Annotated in this window: 12 protein-coding genes; all 12 read right to left on the bottom strand. The window is 46.7% G+C overall.

Translation table 11 applies throughout. The features are described from left to right. Window positions 1-38: 38 nt before the first annotated feature. The gene (locus ABEW32_RS22570) at window positions 39-1,949 is read right to left on the bottom strand and encodes a glycosyl hydrolase (RefSeq protein ID WP_430191940.1); all 1,911 of its coding nucleotides are present in this window, start codon (window positions 1,947-1,949) and stop codon (window positions 39-41) included. Window positions 1,950-1,965: 16 nt separating this feature from the next. Beyond that, entirely contained in the window at window positions 1,966-3,882 is a 1,917-nt protein-coding gene (locus tag ABEW32_RS22565; protein ID WP_430191938.1) for a heparinase II/III family protein, read from the bottom strand. A gap of 201 nt (window positions 3,883-4,083) precedes the next feature. Further along, a complete protein-coding gene (locus tag ABEW32_RS22560; protein ID WP_430191936.1) occupies window positions 4,084-5,076 on the bottom strand; it encodes a cation diffusion facilitator family transporter in 993 nt (330 codons plus the stop codon). 282 nt (window positions 5,077-5,358) lie between these two features. Further along, window positions 5,359-6,327: an ABC transporter ATP-binding protein gene (locus ABEW32_RS22555; RefSeq protein ID WP_430191934.1), complete on the bottom strand. Its 969-nt coding sequence runs from the start codon at window positions 6,325-6,327 to the stop codon at window positions 5,359-5,361. Continuing rightward, the gene (locus tag ABEW32_RS22550; protein ID WP_430191932.1) at window positions 6,320-7,303 is read right to left on the bottom strand and encodes an ABC transporter ATP-binding protein; all 984 of its coding nucleotides are present in this window, start codon (window positions 7,301-7,303) and stop codon (window positions 6,320-6,322) included. Before ABEW32_RS22550 ends, ABEW32_RS22555 begins: the two co-directional genes overlap by 8 nt. Before the next feature lie 13 nt (window positions 7,304-7,316). Then, window positions 7,317-8,243 carry an oligopeptide ABC transporter permease gene (opp4C, locus tag ABEW32_RS22545; RefSeq protein WP_430191930.1) on the bottom strand — a complete coding sequence of 309 codons (927 nt, stop codon included), beginning with the start codon at window positions 8,241-8,243 and terminating at the stop codon, window positions 7,317-7,319. A gap of 15 nt (window positions 8,244-8,258) precedes the next feature. Further along, entirely contained in the window at window positions 8,259-9,212 is a 954-nt protein-coding gene (locus tag ABEW32_RS22540) for an ABC transporter permease (RefSeq protein ID WP_430191928.1), read from the bottom strand. Between the two features lie 107 nt (window positions 9,213-9,319). Further along, window positions 9,320-11,044 (bottom strand): ABC transporter substrate-binding protein, encoded by a 1,725-nt coding sequence (locus ABEW32_RS22535; protein WP_430191926.1) that lies wholly within the window; start codon window positions 11,042-11,044, stop codon window positions 9,320-9,322. A gap of 220 nt (window positions 11,045-11,264) precedes the next feature. Further along, a complete protein-coding gene (locus ABEW32_RS22530) occupies window positions 11,265-12,179 on the bottom strand; it encodes a class I SAM-dependent methyltransferase (RefSeq protein ID WP_113050558.1) in 915 nt (304 codons plus the stop codon). Window positions 12,180-12,306: 127 nt separating this feature from the next. Then, a complete protein-coding gene (locus tag ABEW32_RS22525; RefSeq protein ID WP_430191924.1) occupies window positions 12,307-13,245 on the bottom strand; it encodes an ArsR family transcriptional regulator in 939 nt (312 codons plus the stop codon). Window positions 13,246-13,475: 230 nt separating this feature from the next. Beyond that, window positions 13,476-14,426 (bottom strand): dockerin, encoded by a 951-nt coding sequence (locus tag ABEW32_RS22520; protein ID WP_430191922.1) that lies wholly within the window; start codon window positions 14,424-14,426, stop codon window positions 13,476-13,478. A gap of 190 nt (window positions 14,427-14,616) precedes the next feature. Then, entirely contained in the window at window positions 14,617-15,774 is a 1,158-nt protein-coding gene (locus ABEW32_RS22515; protein ID WP_430191920.1) for an amidohydrolase, read from the bottom strand. Window positions 15,775-15,831: the final 57 nt, after the last annotated feature.

Below are 15,831 nucleotides of genomic sequence, written 5' to 3'. Positions count from 1 at the left end.
TTCCACATGATTGAAGATAACTATAGCTGCCAACCTAATTATTCAGGTAACCGAATAATAAAGGAAATGCGACTGCCGCCACTTTCCAAACGCGCTCCCTTAAGTAATCCATTCCGACAGGCTACGGCAGTCAATTCTTCCGGCCATACCACATTTGTTCCTTCCGTTGTGGGGATGACTTCAAGGCTTGCGCCTGCATATTCGACTCGAATGCTTTCGGTTTCTTTCCCGGCTGCCATCACATGATGAATCACACTTCGTTCCCGACCGTCATACGCCATTAATGGAATCAGTGCCCCCACATTCTGAATGTTGCCTTGAAGCTCATATAACACTTCAATTTTGCCGGGTACCTGATGATAATGTGTTCGAATTTCCCTCACTCCTGGGAATGGACCTTCCCACAGCAGCGTAAAATTTGTTTCTCCAGCAGACGCTGAGCTTCGCTCCATCTGTACGTTTCCTCCGCCATCCTGCGGATCAATCCCTCCATCCCGGTCGAACTCCAATGTACCGGGGATTCCTTCTGACAAGCTGTGCCACTTTCCGTCCTCGGTTTGCCAGGCCGGTGTATAGCTCAGCGGGAAAATATCTCCCTCTGCGAAACCCGTAAAGCCGCGATCTGCGTGTCCTGCTGAGGACGGGCCGATCAGAGACGGCAATGCAGAACGTTGGATACGTACGATACCCGGAATATTGTAGGGATCGTTGACTGAAGTTTGCACAAGCATTTGCTGCCCGTCTACAGCTGCAATGACGGTCTGAAACCAGCCATCCGTTGCCAGCACCCGACTGCCGATCTCTGCCGGGATAGAGGTTGGCGGAATACGCTCGATCTCCTTCCCATATAGGAGGGTATGAGCCAGCAGCGCTGCCGTCCACAGACTGTAGCATGTATGATTTGAGTACACCTCAAATCCATGGCGTGCCTCAGACGAGTAATGATTGCGAACGATATGCAGCTTGCCATCATCGGTCTGCCATCGGCTAATGGATTGCCAGCATAGATCTGCTGCCCGTCGAAATGCACCTGCAAGCCCATGCTCGCCTGCTGTATACGCCTGCTGAGCATGTGTTGTATAAACAAAAGCCGCAGCCGCTTCGTTCCATTGGTGCTGCGCGCTTCTTCCACGCGGAGGAATTTCCCCATGTGGGGATAAAGTCAGCAATGAGCTGAGTGCACCTCTGCGAAGGTAGTCACGCACTTCGAGAGCACAGCCGCCATTATATCCGCTCTCCAGCATCACGCCCAGATGAAACCGTGTGACAATATCGTAGGCGAATGGGCTATTGGGCCGATCCAGCGGACCATCTTGATACAGCCCCAAACCGGTAAAACGAGGTAAATGGTAGTTGCGGATATACGTCTCCATCCACTCAGAGTCGGCTGCAATCCCTTCAGTGGCACGCAAAAACTCACCGGAAATCATGATCGCGTTCCAGTTGATCATCCGGTTTGGATTTTTCATTTTGCTCATCGTAAAAATGTAGGTCTGCTCAGGCTGAATCCTACTCAATTGCTGCTTCCAAGCCGTGGCTTGCTCTGGCAGCAGATTTTTAAGGATACGATACGCGCCCATTACCATAATCGGAAAAAAGTCCGGATGATGATCCGGCGCTTTTTCCTCCACTACACAGGCTATGCTATGCGTCAAGGCCGCAGCAGCAGACTCAAGTAAATCATGCCGGCCTTCTTTGACTAACACCGCCGCAGCCATGGCGTAAGATGGAGTGGAGTAGTACCGTTCACTTTCAGAATGAGGGTCAATGATAGCTCCGTTTTCATCTTGATACGAGGCATATGCGCGAACCAGCTTTTCCAGCACAGCCAGCTTACGTTCGTGTGTCCATCCATCATTCTCTCGATTTGGTGCGCTTTCCACCTGTTCTATAAATCTCTCCAGTTCTGTCTGCCAAGGGTATACGCTGCCTGTATGAAGCTTATTCATTCTGTATGCCTCCCATTCAACATGAAGATTGATGTATGGTAAAAAATAGATTGCAATCTATACTTGCTGGGCCGTTCCAGCGATTGGAGTCCATTTGCAGCGAAGTCTTATAAAACGTAAAGGGCGCTCCGTCATGATCTATATGCTTTACAGCCTCCAACCTCTGTCTCAGCACGCCGGCATCATAATCTAGCCTAACCACGGTATTCGTTCCCTTCCATTCCACGAAGCCTGGTCCTGTATTGGGACGAATACGGCTGATCAAAAACTCCTCCACATCCCACGGCTTCACGTTCATACCAGACGTCTCAAACTCAAAATGATCAGTGACAGTCAGCCTTGCTCCCTCGTTACCTTCCAGTACACTCCAGACAAAAGAGCGGGTGAAAACAGTCAACTCATCTACAGGATAAGCAGATGTCAAATCGAGCTTAAACCTTGTAAACGTCTGTTCTCCCTCCATCTCATCCATAGCAGCATCGAGTACAACGGCTCTTGCCTTTGCTCCAGATTGCTGCGTGTTTCCATTGATGATAGGCACGGAATGACCGCTGGAGGAAATATTGATAATCGACTCCCGTCCTGGTGAAAAGTAGGCTTTCGTGTACAAGCCTGCTCCCAGATCACAGAGTACATTTTCGCCACCGCCATGAAGGATGAAATGTCCAAGATCATTATGATTGTGTGGCTCGTTGTTATGCCCAGCCTTGGCTGAAAATGCAAGTACGTCATCTGATTCAGCCTGCACCCTCCCAGATTCGCGATGACTGTAACTGCGGCTGCGGCACATCAACCAGCCGAGTTGTGGCAAATAATCGACTACGGCTTCACTGCATCCATAAGCCTCAGGATTCGTCCAGACCAGGTTACGCAATACATGAGCCCAGCGGCGACACGGATCTTCCAACAGACCAGGTACGCGAAAAGGGAGTGCAGATGGGCGACCGCGCAAAAAATTCACATGAGAGATAAGACCGGAAGGCAAGCTTTCAGTTTCACTACTGTCTGAATAATTAGAGAAAATACCGTCTGATAGATGGACACGTTCTGCGAAGGCTGCCATTTGCCTTACCTTTTCGGAGCTCACAATTTCCACAGTCCCCTCAGTAAACTCACGCAGCATATCGGCAAAATACATAAAATAACCAAACCCATACACCCAGTAACCTACGCCTTCAGGGCATCCCCCGTCCTCACTGTAGCCTGCCAAAAAGTAATCCAGCGCGCCCAGCATTTGCTCGATGGCTACCGCTCTGGAAAGGTCGTCTTTTGCCAGCAGCAATGCTGCAATTCCGCAACCGGAAGCGCATACTGCCGACCAGTTATGCTCTGCCGTTTCCCAATCAAAATGACGAGGCTGCCAAAAAACAGGTTCCAGTACACGACGCTCGACCTCTTGGTGTACCTGAACGACTACGTGATCAGCCAGTCGTTCTCCGAGCAGCAATACAATTTCAACCAGTATTTGCGCTGTTTCGGACGCGAATAAATCCACCTGCTGCCAAGGCGGTGTTACACTGTCCTCTTCGTTGACATGTGCAGGAAGCGCCCAAGTGTACTCGCTGCATAGGTCCAGCAGTCCAGATTCCACCTTTTCCATATTCCGCGGCTCTGGATCGGCAACAGTTGCTAGTACGATGGCAACCAGCCGTCCGCGCCGTTCAAAGTATACATCCTCATACGGCTTGCGCTCCCCTGTATTAGCAAATTTCCGGAACAGAGACAATGGTAGTTCAGGCCAAGGCGCTTCCCGAACATCATTGCAGATGCGCTTGATGTCCTTCCACAGCTCGGCGTAAGCCGGTTCATCGACAGTTGCCCGCAGTCTTTGGGTCCAATTACTCCTTAACCGTTGTCTTGCTGAATCCTGCACTTTGCCAGCCAGCGCGTTGACGAGCCGCGAAGCAGGCCAAGCCTCCTTCAGAAGACTCATTCGCATTTCCTCCCCATGAGAAGCATTCGTTTCACCTTCTTTTTGTTAACGCTTTCATTGTATCTAACAATCAGCCTAAATTCAAAGGGGTAGGAATACATTTGGAAAAATATAAAAGAACCTCCACGCCACGTTGTCGTGGTCATGAAGGTTCTTATTTACGTTTTTAAGTTCCGTCCAGATTCGCTTGGGTCCATTTTTCTAGGCTTTAGGCTTCTCTTGTTTCCAGTTTCTAATCCCGTCATCCTCTAGAATCCCCAATGCGGCATCTGAAATATGAGGATCACGCAGCAGAGCGTCCTCGACTCTGAATTTAATATCATCAGCATCTGCCAGCGTCATGCCTGGAGTAAGCTCGATCACCCCTTCGACATGATAGTAACGCCCCTCCTGCAAAATACGCATTTGAGAAATATCGGTCACGTGTGTATCTGCGAGAATAATGGAAGCTACACGTTCTTCGATATCAGGGGGTGCTGATACACCAATTAAACCCACCATGTTGTCATAACCGACCCGGAAAGCCACACCAACCATCAGACAGCCGATGAGAATACTCGAAATCCCGTCAAGCAGCTTAAAATCTGTCAGCGATGTCACCACTACAGCCAGCAGGGCAAGTACCCCACCTGTCGTTGCTACCAAATCCTCATAGAACACCAAGCGGGTTGGCGGCGCAGCACGCCCTACATGACGAAAGGCAGAGGTAAAAATGCTTAGCCCCTTTGCTTCCACTCTGGATTCATGCAGCACCTCTTTCATCGCTTTGCTCCATACAAATCCGTCAACCACCAATGACAAAATCAGCACCACTACATTAATCCAAAATCCTTGTGCGGATTCGGCCGGATGCTGTAGCAAATGAATTCCTTCCAATACAGTTTCATACGCCATGATGGTTACGACAATAACGGCAACCATACAAAAAAGATTAATTACCCGTCCGAAGCCGGTAGGAAAACGTTTCGTAGGTTTTTTCTCTGCCAATACACTGCCCGCAAATACAAACACTTGATTCACTGCATCCGCAATGGAATGCATCATCGTGGCAAACATAGAGCCGCTGCCCGTCAAGGCAAAAGCAATCCCCTTTACCAGGGCAATGCCAGTATTCCCCAACGCCGCCGAGCCCGAAGATTTATTTCCTTTTTTGACCATACTCCAAAAGGAGTCCTCTCTCTGTTTCACTTCCATCTTGTAGCTCCTCCTGAGGTATACATAATCTGAATATCCACATTATGTAATCGCTTGTTATGTATTATTTATAACCCGTCCATATTCTACCTAACCAGCTGAGGAGAATCAATACATATGATAATATATTCCATCATAAAGCCTCCCCCTTACACTTACGGAACGGAAGAACACAGATACGGATTCCTCAAAGCAAAAAAGCCGTTGATATAGCAGAAGCGTTTCATTGTGATGAACGTTCCACCGGGTCAACGGCTGCAAAACTTGCTGAGTTAACTCTGTTCATTCAGCCAAATGGCAAGCTACCCAGTGATCTGGATGAGCTTCACGATAGAGTGGAATCTCTTGAGAGCAGCGGTCGATTGCAAAGGGGCAGCGAGTATGAAACTTGCAACCCGAAGGTGGATTCACTGGACTTGGAATATCTCCCTTTAGCAAAATGCGTTCTCTTTTCAGCTTCGGCACCGGAATAGGCACAGCTGATAGCAACGCCTTTGTATATGGATGTAGCGGATTGCCGAATAGCTCGTCACGTGAAGCTGTTTCGACCATAGAGCCTAGGTACATCACACCAATACGTGAGCATAGATGTTCAACTACGCTCAAATCGTGGGAGATGAACAAATAGGTTAGCCCCCGCTCGGCCTGCAGTTTGGCGAAAAGGTTAATAATCTGCGCCTGTATGGACACATCCAGCGCTGACACCGGCTCATCAGCAATGATCAGATCTGGTTGAAGCGCCAGTGCACGGGCAATGCCGATCCGCTGACGTTGACCTCCCGAAAATTCATGGGGGAAACGGTCGATATGATATTCCGACAATCCGCACAGCTTGAGCACGTCCAGCACAATCTGCCGGACCTCCTCTTTGGTAGCTATACCGTGGTCAAGCAGCGCTTCACCAATGGCATCTCCGATCCGTACACGCGGATTCAGCGAGCTGTACGGGTCTTGAAAGATCAGCTGAATTTTGGGACGAAGTTCCTGCATCCCTTTGGCTGACAAGCTGTGAAGATCCACCCCTTTGTATTTTACGGTACCCTCCGTTTTATCCGTCAATCTAACAATCGTACGGCCCACCGTGCTTTTACCGCTCCCCGATTCTCCCACCAGGCCGAAGGTTTCACCCTGACGGATCGTAAAGCTAATATCGTCAACTGCCCGCACATGCCCTGAAGTACGATTCATAAAACCGGACTTTACCGGAAAGTACGTTTTTAAGCGTTCTATTTCCAGCAATGGCTCAGCCATGAACAACCGCCTCCTCATATAACCAGCAGGATGCTTTCTGCTGAGCTGCAACTTCTTTTAGTGTAGGCTCCTTTACACGACAAATGTCCATGCAATGCCCGCAGCGGTCATGAAAATAACAGGAAGTCGTCAACTCCAGCGGATTAGGTACTTGCCCAGGGATAGAATACAGCTCTTTTTGGCGCTGATTAAGCACCGGTTTGGACTTGAGCAAACCCTGTGTGTAGGGATGCTTGGGGTGATTGAATAGCTGCACCACTTCGCCTTCCTCGACGATCTTGCCCGCATACATCACGATTACATAATCGGCCATCTCCGCAACAACACCCAGATCATGAGTGATTAGCATGAGCGACATATTGGATTGGGCTTTAAATTCACGCAGCATGTCGAGAATCTGTGCCTGAATTGTTACATCCAGTGCCGTGGTCGGCTCATCCGCAATAAGCAGCTTGGGTCCGCAAGAAACAGCAATAGCAATCATAATTCGCTGCAGCATCCCTCCGCTCAGTTCATGGGGGTAGCTTTTTAAAATCTGCTCCGGTCGGGATATGCCGACCTGTTCAATCAGCTCTAGCGCCCGCTTGTGAGCTTGCTTTCGGCCCATCTTTAAGTGCTCAATCAGTGGCTCAGACAGTTGTTCACCAATGGTCATCACCGGATTTAATGAAGACATCGGCTCCTGAAAAATCATGGAGATTTCATGTCCGCGAATCGTGCGCATCTCATTTCTACTAAGCTCTAGCAGATCGGTTTCCTCAAAACGGATACTTCCACCTGCCACTTTACCACCGGGACTCTGAATCAGGCCCATGATCGACATGGCGGTAATACTTTTGCCGCAGCCCGATTCACCGACAATGCATACCGTCTCCCCCGGCTTCACGCGAAAGCTGATATCATCTACCGCTTTGAGCGTTCCTTCTTCTGTATAAAAATGAGTACTTAAATGTTCAATAGAAAGTAAATTGTCCATGGTGTGTGATCACCTACCTCTTATGTTTCGGGTCGAGTATATCCCGTAGCCCGTCACCAAAAATATTAATAGCGATGACTGTAGCAAAAATAGACAGGCCTGGCGGTATCCACAACCAAGGCCGTTGCTGAAAATCCAGCACATTGTTGGCGGCATCAATCATATTGCCCCAAGTTGGAGTCGTAGGCAGTACACCAAGACCAAAGAAGCTAAGTACAGATTCACTCAGGATGGCTCCGCCGATATTCAATGTAGCGATAACGATCAGCAATGGCAAAATATTGGGCAGCAGATGCTTAAACAGCTTCCGACGATTCGAAAGTCCCAACACCGTCGCAGCCTGCATAAATTCACGTTCCCGCAAACTAAGCATCTGACCTCTCACCATCCGTGCAATTCCCGGCCAGTTGACCAGACTCAGCATCAGCATAACGATATACATCCGTTGATCGGGCGGAACCTTCCAGTCAGATAACAGCGCCCCCATAATAAATAGCAATGGCAAGCTGGGTATAGTCAGCAGCAAATCGGCAATACGCATAATGATTTGATCCATAATTCCGCGAAAATAGGCAGATATAACCCCCAGTGTGGCTCCCAAAAAGACAGACAACACCATAGAAGCCAAACCCACCGTAAGAGATATTTGACCAGCCTGCATTACACGTGTCAACACATCCCGTCCCAGCTTGTCTGTCCCTAGCCAGTGATGGATATTCGGCGCCTTGTTCATTATTAATATGTTCGTTTTGTTATCGGAATAAGGAGAAAATAACGGACCGATAAAACAGAGCAAAAACATAAATACCACAACGAGCAGTCCCGTCATAGCAAGCTTGTTTCTAAACAGCTGCCGAAGCGCTTGCTGCCACATTGAAGATTTGGCGATTGTTCGCAGTCTGCCGTTGCTCTTGCTCAAATTACTGCTCACGGATGACATTCCTTAGCCTCCTTCTTACACTTTCACACGCGGGTCAGCAATGCGATACAAAATATCGGATAACAGCGTTCCGATCACGCTCAATATGGCAATCAGCATCGTGAAGCCCATCAGCAGCGGATAATCCCGAAGCGAAAAGGATTGCATGTACAACTGACCAATCCCAGGCCAGTTAAAAATCTTTTCAATAATCAGAGACCCGCCAAACAGCGCAGGCAATTCAAAGCCAACGAGCGTAATGGCAGGCAACAATGCATTTCGCAATGCGTGTGTAAATAGCACCTTTCTTTCCTTTAAGCCCTTTGCACGAGCTGTGCGGATATAATCCTGCTGGATCACGTCGATCATATTGCTGCGGAAGTAGCGGGTCAGCGAACCCAATCCCAGCAGTGTCATTACGATCACTGGCAAGGTCATGTGCTGGAGAACCTCCTTCACATACTCCATGCCTGTAGCGTTACTACCTGTATTGAGCATACCGCCCGGTGGCAGCCACTTCAGATCGACCGCCGCAATTTTGATCAGATATAGCCCGATAAAAAAAGATGGAACAGACATCGCGGCAAAAATTAACACCATGACCAACGTATCGAACCATGAATACTGCTTGTAAGCAGCGACCACACCAATAATGACCGCAATCAGCCAGGTCAGGAAAGTCGATACGATGGCCAACAAGAACGAGTTCCAGATATATTCATTAAATAAGGTCAGTACCGGTTTTTGTTGAGCGAGTGAATAGCCGAAATTACCTTGCAGTGCATTGCCGAGCCAATTTCCGTAGCGCTCAAGAATAGGCTTATTCAACCCGTAAATTTCCCTCAGCTCCGCCTTTCGCTCTGGCGACAGCTTCAAATTACCGCTAATGAAATCTCCCGGTGTCATGGCATACAGGAAAAAAATCATCATCGAAGCGGCCAACAAAATAATAATCATATACGTCAGTCTTTTCGTTAAAAACGAGCTCATGACAGACTCCTTTCAATTCATGGTCGGGCTGTTCATTATGCGTCCTCCATTTGGGAGACCCCTTGATCCGAACCTGACGTTCTTCACAAGGGGCCCGCAAAGATGGCTTATTTAAGGGACCATTCGAACAGATTACCAGACAAGCCAATGAACGGGCTGACCTTTACATGTTCCATCCGACCATTGTAAGCATATACTGTCTTTTTATAGTTGGTAAAAATAACGGGGAGTTCATCATTTAGCAGTACATATAATTCTTTATATATTTTCTTGCGTTCTTCTATATTCGTCGTAGCCAAGCCTTTTTCATAGAGCTCTTTGAGCTTTGGATTGTTATATCCTTTGATTTCACCATTCACGAATGGCTCAATTCCATCAGACGGGTCTGTCAGCATGGCTGTCGAGAAGGCGGCGAGATCATAATCTTTACCTTCCAATTTGGCGACCATTGCATTAAAGTCTGCAAAGATTTCCGGTTGCAAGTCAACACCAATCGCTTTATAGTTTTCAGCCGCAAGCGCGATAAAAGTGTCTGTTTCCGGACGTTTGGAAGTCAGCAAGTGAATGGTCAGCTTCTGGCCGTTTTTCTCACGGATGCCGTCACTGCCTTCTGCCCAGCCTGCTTCATCCAGCAGCTTTTTTGCTTGCTCCGGATCGTAGTTGTATGGATTAATCCCATCGGTCGTGTATGACCAGAATATAGGGGAAGCTGGAATGTTGGCGACCGCCCCTGCTCCCTGAGCTGCGTCAACATAGATGCTTTTACGATCCAGCCCATAGGTCAGCGCTTGACGAACCTTTTTATCCTTCAGCTTTTCATTTTCCAGATTGACTTGCAAATATCCATAGGTGCTCGGTGTATAAGGCAAAATATTCAAAAAGCCAAGTCCTTTCAGCTTGTCGATATTTTCCTGAGTTGCAGTAAATTGAGCAAAGTCTGTATCCCCTGTTTCGATGAACTGCCAAGCATCGCCTTCCGCAGTCTTATAAATGAAGTGTTTCGTTTTCGGTTTGCCTTTAAAAAAGTGATCGTTTGCCTCCAGACGAACTTCTTGCCCTGGAATGAATTTTTCCAACTTATATGCCCCATTCCCCAGTGGGCTACCATGCAAATTTTTAAAATAATCCAGCTGTCCGAACTTATAATCCTTGCCGTAGTAAGCTTTGGACAATACATATTCACCGAGAATAGTCAGAGCCAGCGCGTTTGGCTTTTCCAATGTCACAGAAATAGTCTGTGGATCAATGACTTTAATTCCATCAATTTGCTTTGCTTTGCCTTCCGTATAGGCTTTGCCGCCTTTAATGTTCAGCTTGCGGATTTGGCTGTCGCCAGGATAGGCCTTGTCATAGATCAACGTCCAGGTAAAAGCGACATCCTCTGCTGTCAAAGGTGAGCCGTCGCTGAATTTGGTATCAGGAACCAGATGAAACGTATATGTTAAATTATCCTTGGAAATATCCCAGCTCTTCGCCAGATTGGGCAGCGGAAGCCCTTTCTCATCCACCGTAACCAGCGGAGTCCATAATTGTGAAATGACATTCCCGTCATAGCCGCTTTGGTTAAAATACGGGGTAAATACCCCTGCCGGGTCAGTCAGCCCGACAATAATGGTGTCGTTTCTTTTTTGAGACACTTCCGGCAATTTGGACATATCAGAAGCCTTTACCAGACTTGTTAATGGCTGCGCTGTAGCAGTTGTCTGTGAGTCACCATTATTTTGGGCTGTCGTATTGTTAGCGCTATCCGATCCACCGTTGGAGCAAGCCGCCAGCAAGGTAGAGCTCGCCAATAATATACTACTAAGTAAAATAATCCCTTTTTTCAACATAATCCCCCCGAGTTAAATAATTAAATTCCGATAGAACAAGTTGCAATTAATAAGATAAACCTCATTATAGGAATTTATTGGGGTTCTGTAAAGGGAGAACTGCATTTTTTTATACAAAAGCTCTGCCCATAAGCATCAATCCGAATTCATGTGCAAATATAAATAAAACCTCTCAATCCCTAATAGTAGATTGAGAGGCTGTCTCTTATTTATTGTTATATTATTTTTTTATAGCATGGATATAATGAATCGTTTCGAATGCGGACAAATAATCTGCCCTCTCACCAAAGAAAAGGCTATTTATTGTATCCGGGGATAGATGTTCATAAATTAGTAAATCTGAAGCTTCTAACATTCCCTCAATTTCATCATAAGCAAAGCATGATTTCATGGGTTCACCACTTACTGAAGCCATTTTCACCATATTTTCAACTCGATTAGACATGCCTTTCTCTTTAAAAAGGTTTTCATCTGCATAGTCAAAAACGATCGAACTCCCCGACGGGACCTTGGTAAACAAATGACTCATTAATCTTGGAATTTCCTCTTTAGTTAGATAATAAGAAACGCCTAGGAAGCTAAAGAATGTTTTTTTATTAGCAAACCCTTCATCCAATAGATTGGAATACGAAAATGGATGGGCAAAGTCCATAGAAACCAGATGAAGATTGCTCGGTATTTTTAAATTTGCATGAGCTAACCTTTTCTTTTTAGATTCCTGTGTTGCTGGATGATCCATTTCAAATATTTCTAAGCTATTTTTCAATTCTGGATGTCGGAAACAAAACGTATCTAACCCGGCCCCTAGTATGACATACTGCTGTAATCCTAACCTAACTTCATTAAGTAATACTTTTTCACAATATGCAGCACGTGCTAAGGTCGTTGGAGAAAGTTGAACTTGTGTAATCCATTTTAAAATTTCATCCGGATCATCTTGGAACCTTTGCGCAATATCTTTATTGAAAAACGCTATTCCTTTAATCATATTCTCTCTGATATCTGAAAACTCATTTTGGGAAATTAAATCTTTAGCCATAAAATCATCAAAAATTTTGGGTGTGTCATGTTGACTATGATATGCTCGGCCAAAAGCTGATATTAAGGAAGTTAAACTAGACTCATTTGGCTTCATACATTGATCCTCCTATAAAAACAATAATAAGATTCCCCTGGCCAGGAGAATCTTATTATAATATCAATAGGATTAATTGTAAATTATAGCACAAATAAATATTTTTGTCAATAATTAATATTGCGATCTACCTTCGCTCCATATAACCAAGGATACTCCCATGCATCTCATCCACAGCCGTAAGCCGTGCACTGTAGCCAAGCAATGTTTCGCCATCAAAATGTGCATGAATAAAGCCAGCGGCACGGAGCTTAAATATATGATCATGCGTGATTCCCTTGGATAGCTTGAGATGACGGACAATCTCAATAAAAGTTCGCGGAGACTGGCTTTGGTACAAATATTTTAATATCTTGAGCCTGCTCTTCTCCCCTAAACTTCGAATCATTCGGTATTCCTGCGGTGATAAAAAATCGTCCTCCTGAACATATACTCCTGCGGAATAATGACATAACAGAAGTGAACCAAAGCGATAAATAATATTCATCGGCTGAAAATGATATTGCGGTACCAGCAACACCTGCGTCAGTCCAGCGGAAGGCTCGAACCGGAAGCCATTAGTTATACGATCCACTCGCTCCATTGAGCTATACGCGTTCTCCTCCCGTTTTCTGCATTCAGCTTCCAGTTCCAGGCCGCTGAGAATCCTTGAATCCACGTGACGAAAATACTCCTCGTTCCAGCCAGATAGCAGTTGCAAAGCAAGTTTACGAAGGTTCTCCATGTCGTCAGACAGCGGAATCCCATAGGCTGATGCCTGTTGTTTTAAATGCTGTAAAGTCTGACTTTCCAAACGGTCCACGACCTCTTCAATGCCTCCCTGATCAGAAAGCATACAGACAAGTCCATAAATAATTTTCCAGTCTGTATTGATCTCCATGGACTCCAGTAACGCGGACAGCCTCGGAGACAGCGTTCCACGCACTTGGTCCGCCCATCTGGATGCTAGTAAATCTGTCTTCTTATACGCTTTACGACAAATAAAAGTGTGTAAGCTGCTGAGCAGCTCAAACACTGGTCCATATGCTACATGTACATCATAAGGAGCATTCACGTCGTGACTCATCGCTTTCTGTCCTCTTTTCTTTCATATCTGATGTCCATTATACATACTATCGTACATCCGTTCATTCTTAGTGATTCATTCTTGCGAAAATGAAGACACAATACTGATGCAAAGCCAAAGCCAGTCCCACCCGAGTCAAACTATTTATCTATAAAATAAAAAAGGTGGTCTCCCACCAAAAATCGCAGGAGACAACCTTTGAATACATACATTTCTATTCTACGTATTTCTTAACGGGTAGGAAAACGAGAGGTGTCCTTCTTGACCTGGCTCCAGGTATAACGCAACATCCAGGTATCCCACTCGGTGATCTTAGGAGAATTTCCGGCCCACATAATCGTAGGCACAGGGAACCCGCCAGGTGGACGCTCGTGCTCTTCATAGAAATCAGGCAAGCCGAATCCATGCCCCATCTCATGCTCTGTAATCTGAACTTCATCCGAATTCAAGGTGCTCAGGATATAATCATCAGGCATGCGTTGTCCCCAGTCACCACCGGCTCCACCCTGAAAATTAGACGTTCCCCATAAATACATATCAAACCGCTTGTCCAGTCCGCCCGGATACGTATAGTTAGGGTCCATAAAATGTTCAAATCTCGACAGTGCATTAGGAGCAACCGGAAGCTTAGCTGGAATATTCGGGTCTGTTTTACTTAAGTCATCAATAATCGTATCTGTGTAAACGATTTCATTAGATTGTTTGTTAAGAATCTGCGACGGGTTTGCAACAGCCCAGCCTACTATTTTTACAGTAATATAATCATACGGCCAGCCGTCATATCCTTTTAGCTGCTTATTCCAGTTATTTATTTGGCGACTTAACATGGAAGCCATATCTTTACGCTGCTGAAGAGTGATATTTTTAGAGGATTGCCAGCGCACTACATAATTGAGCGTTCCTTTACCCGCATAAATTTGATCAAAAATCAAGTTTTTACGGTTAGTTGAGCCTTCTTTGACCATCCTATTCTTCCAAACCCATTCTACCGAAGACTTAAATTTGGCAGGTAAGTCAGCGGCAGGTAAGTCAGCGGCAGCCAAGCTATTACTCGTTGTTTCTATATTCGAAGTGCTTTCCAAATCCGAGGCTGCCAAACCGACATTAGCCCCGCTAACCCATAAAGAAGCAGCCATTACCAATGAAAAAGAAGCTATCAGCATTCCTTTTTTCTTCAGCATTTCTTCAACCTCCATACCTGTTATTGTAAGAGCACATTTAAAATGACAACGTTTATTCTATCATCTACACCCACTCTCATTTTTGAATAAAATAGCAATTTTATATTATCATTGGAATAATATGCCGTCAAACAAAAAGATCCCCTCTTCATAAAGAGGGGATCAGCATCCATAGAGTAGAATTGTATTCCTACTCTATGGATTTCAAAGCCGCTTCAGCCAGTGAAGCCAGCAGCTTCGCTGTTCCAGGCAGTGCGCGTTCGTCCAGATCAAAGGCAGGATGATGCCATTCCTGGCTTCCCGCAGTGCCGATAAAGACAAACACACCTGGGACGTTCTTCTGATAAAATCCAAAGTCCTCGCTTGCCGAGGAAGGTATAGGGCGAACGACCTCCAGACCAACCGCTTCGGCCGTCTGCACCGCGATAACAGCCAACTTACCGTCGTTCAGTACAGGTGGCGGACCCTCGATCCAGCGAATGGTCGCTTTCGTGCCAAAAGCATCGGCTACACCCTTGACGACCTGCTCGAAGCGTTCAGCCACCTGAGCTCGGACGTTCTCGTCAAAGGTGCGAATGGTTCCGTCCAAATGAGCGCGGTCTGGAATGATGTTCCAGGCATTGCCACTGTGCAGCTTCGTGACACTGATGACCGCGCTATCGAGCGGATTAACGCTCCGACTCACAATCGATTGCAGCGCCGTAATGATATGTGACGACACCACGATGGGGTCAATCCCTGCATGCGGAACCGCCGCATGTGTGCTCTGACCCTCCACCTCGATGTAAAATCCGTCTGCCGCTGCCATCAGCGGTCCTTCTTTGATACCGACCGTGCCTACGGGCAGGTCTGGTTTGTTATGCAGGCCGAAGATGGCCTGCACCCCTGCCAGCGCACCACTGGCCAGCACTTGGGCAGCACCCTTGGCTTTCTCCTCAGCCGGCTGGAATACCAATCGGACTGTACCCTGCAACTGCTGCTCCCGCTGCTTCAGCAATGCGGCTGCACCTAACAGGGATGCCGTATGAAAATCATGCCCACAGGCATGCATCTTGCCGGGATGTACCGAGGCATAAGGTAATCCCGTCTCCTCCTGAATGGGCAACGCATCAATGTCTGCACGAAGCGCGACCGTTGGACCTTCCTGATGTCCGCCGATTTCCGCTACCAATCCGGTACGCAGCGGCACATCCAGAATCGTTATATTCTGTTCTTCGAGCAGGCGGCGAATATAGGCAGTAGTTTCAACCTCCTCGTTAGACAGCTCGGGATAACGGTGCAGATGACGGCGAATTTCCACCAGCTTCTGCTCCAAAACCTGCTCCTTTGTCCCGGTTGATCCACTCATCCCTATTCCTCCTTTGTGAATCCATTATTGGCTATAACTTTCTTATGTCAATAGTAT

The organism is Paenibacillus jamilae, assembly GCF_050482105.1.
Taxonomy (GTDB): domain Bacteria; phylum Bacillota; class Bacilli; order Paenibacillales; family Paenibacillaceae; genus Paenibacillus; species Paenibacillus jamilae_B.
This window is presented reverse-complemented; position numbering and strand designations above follow the sequence as displayed.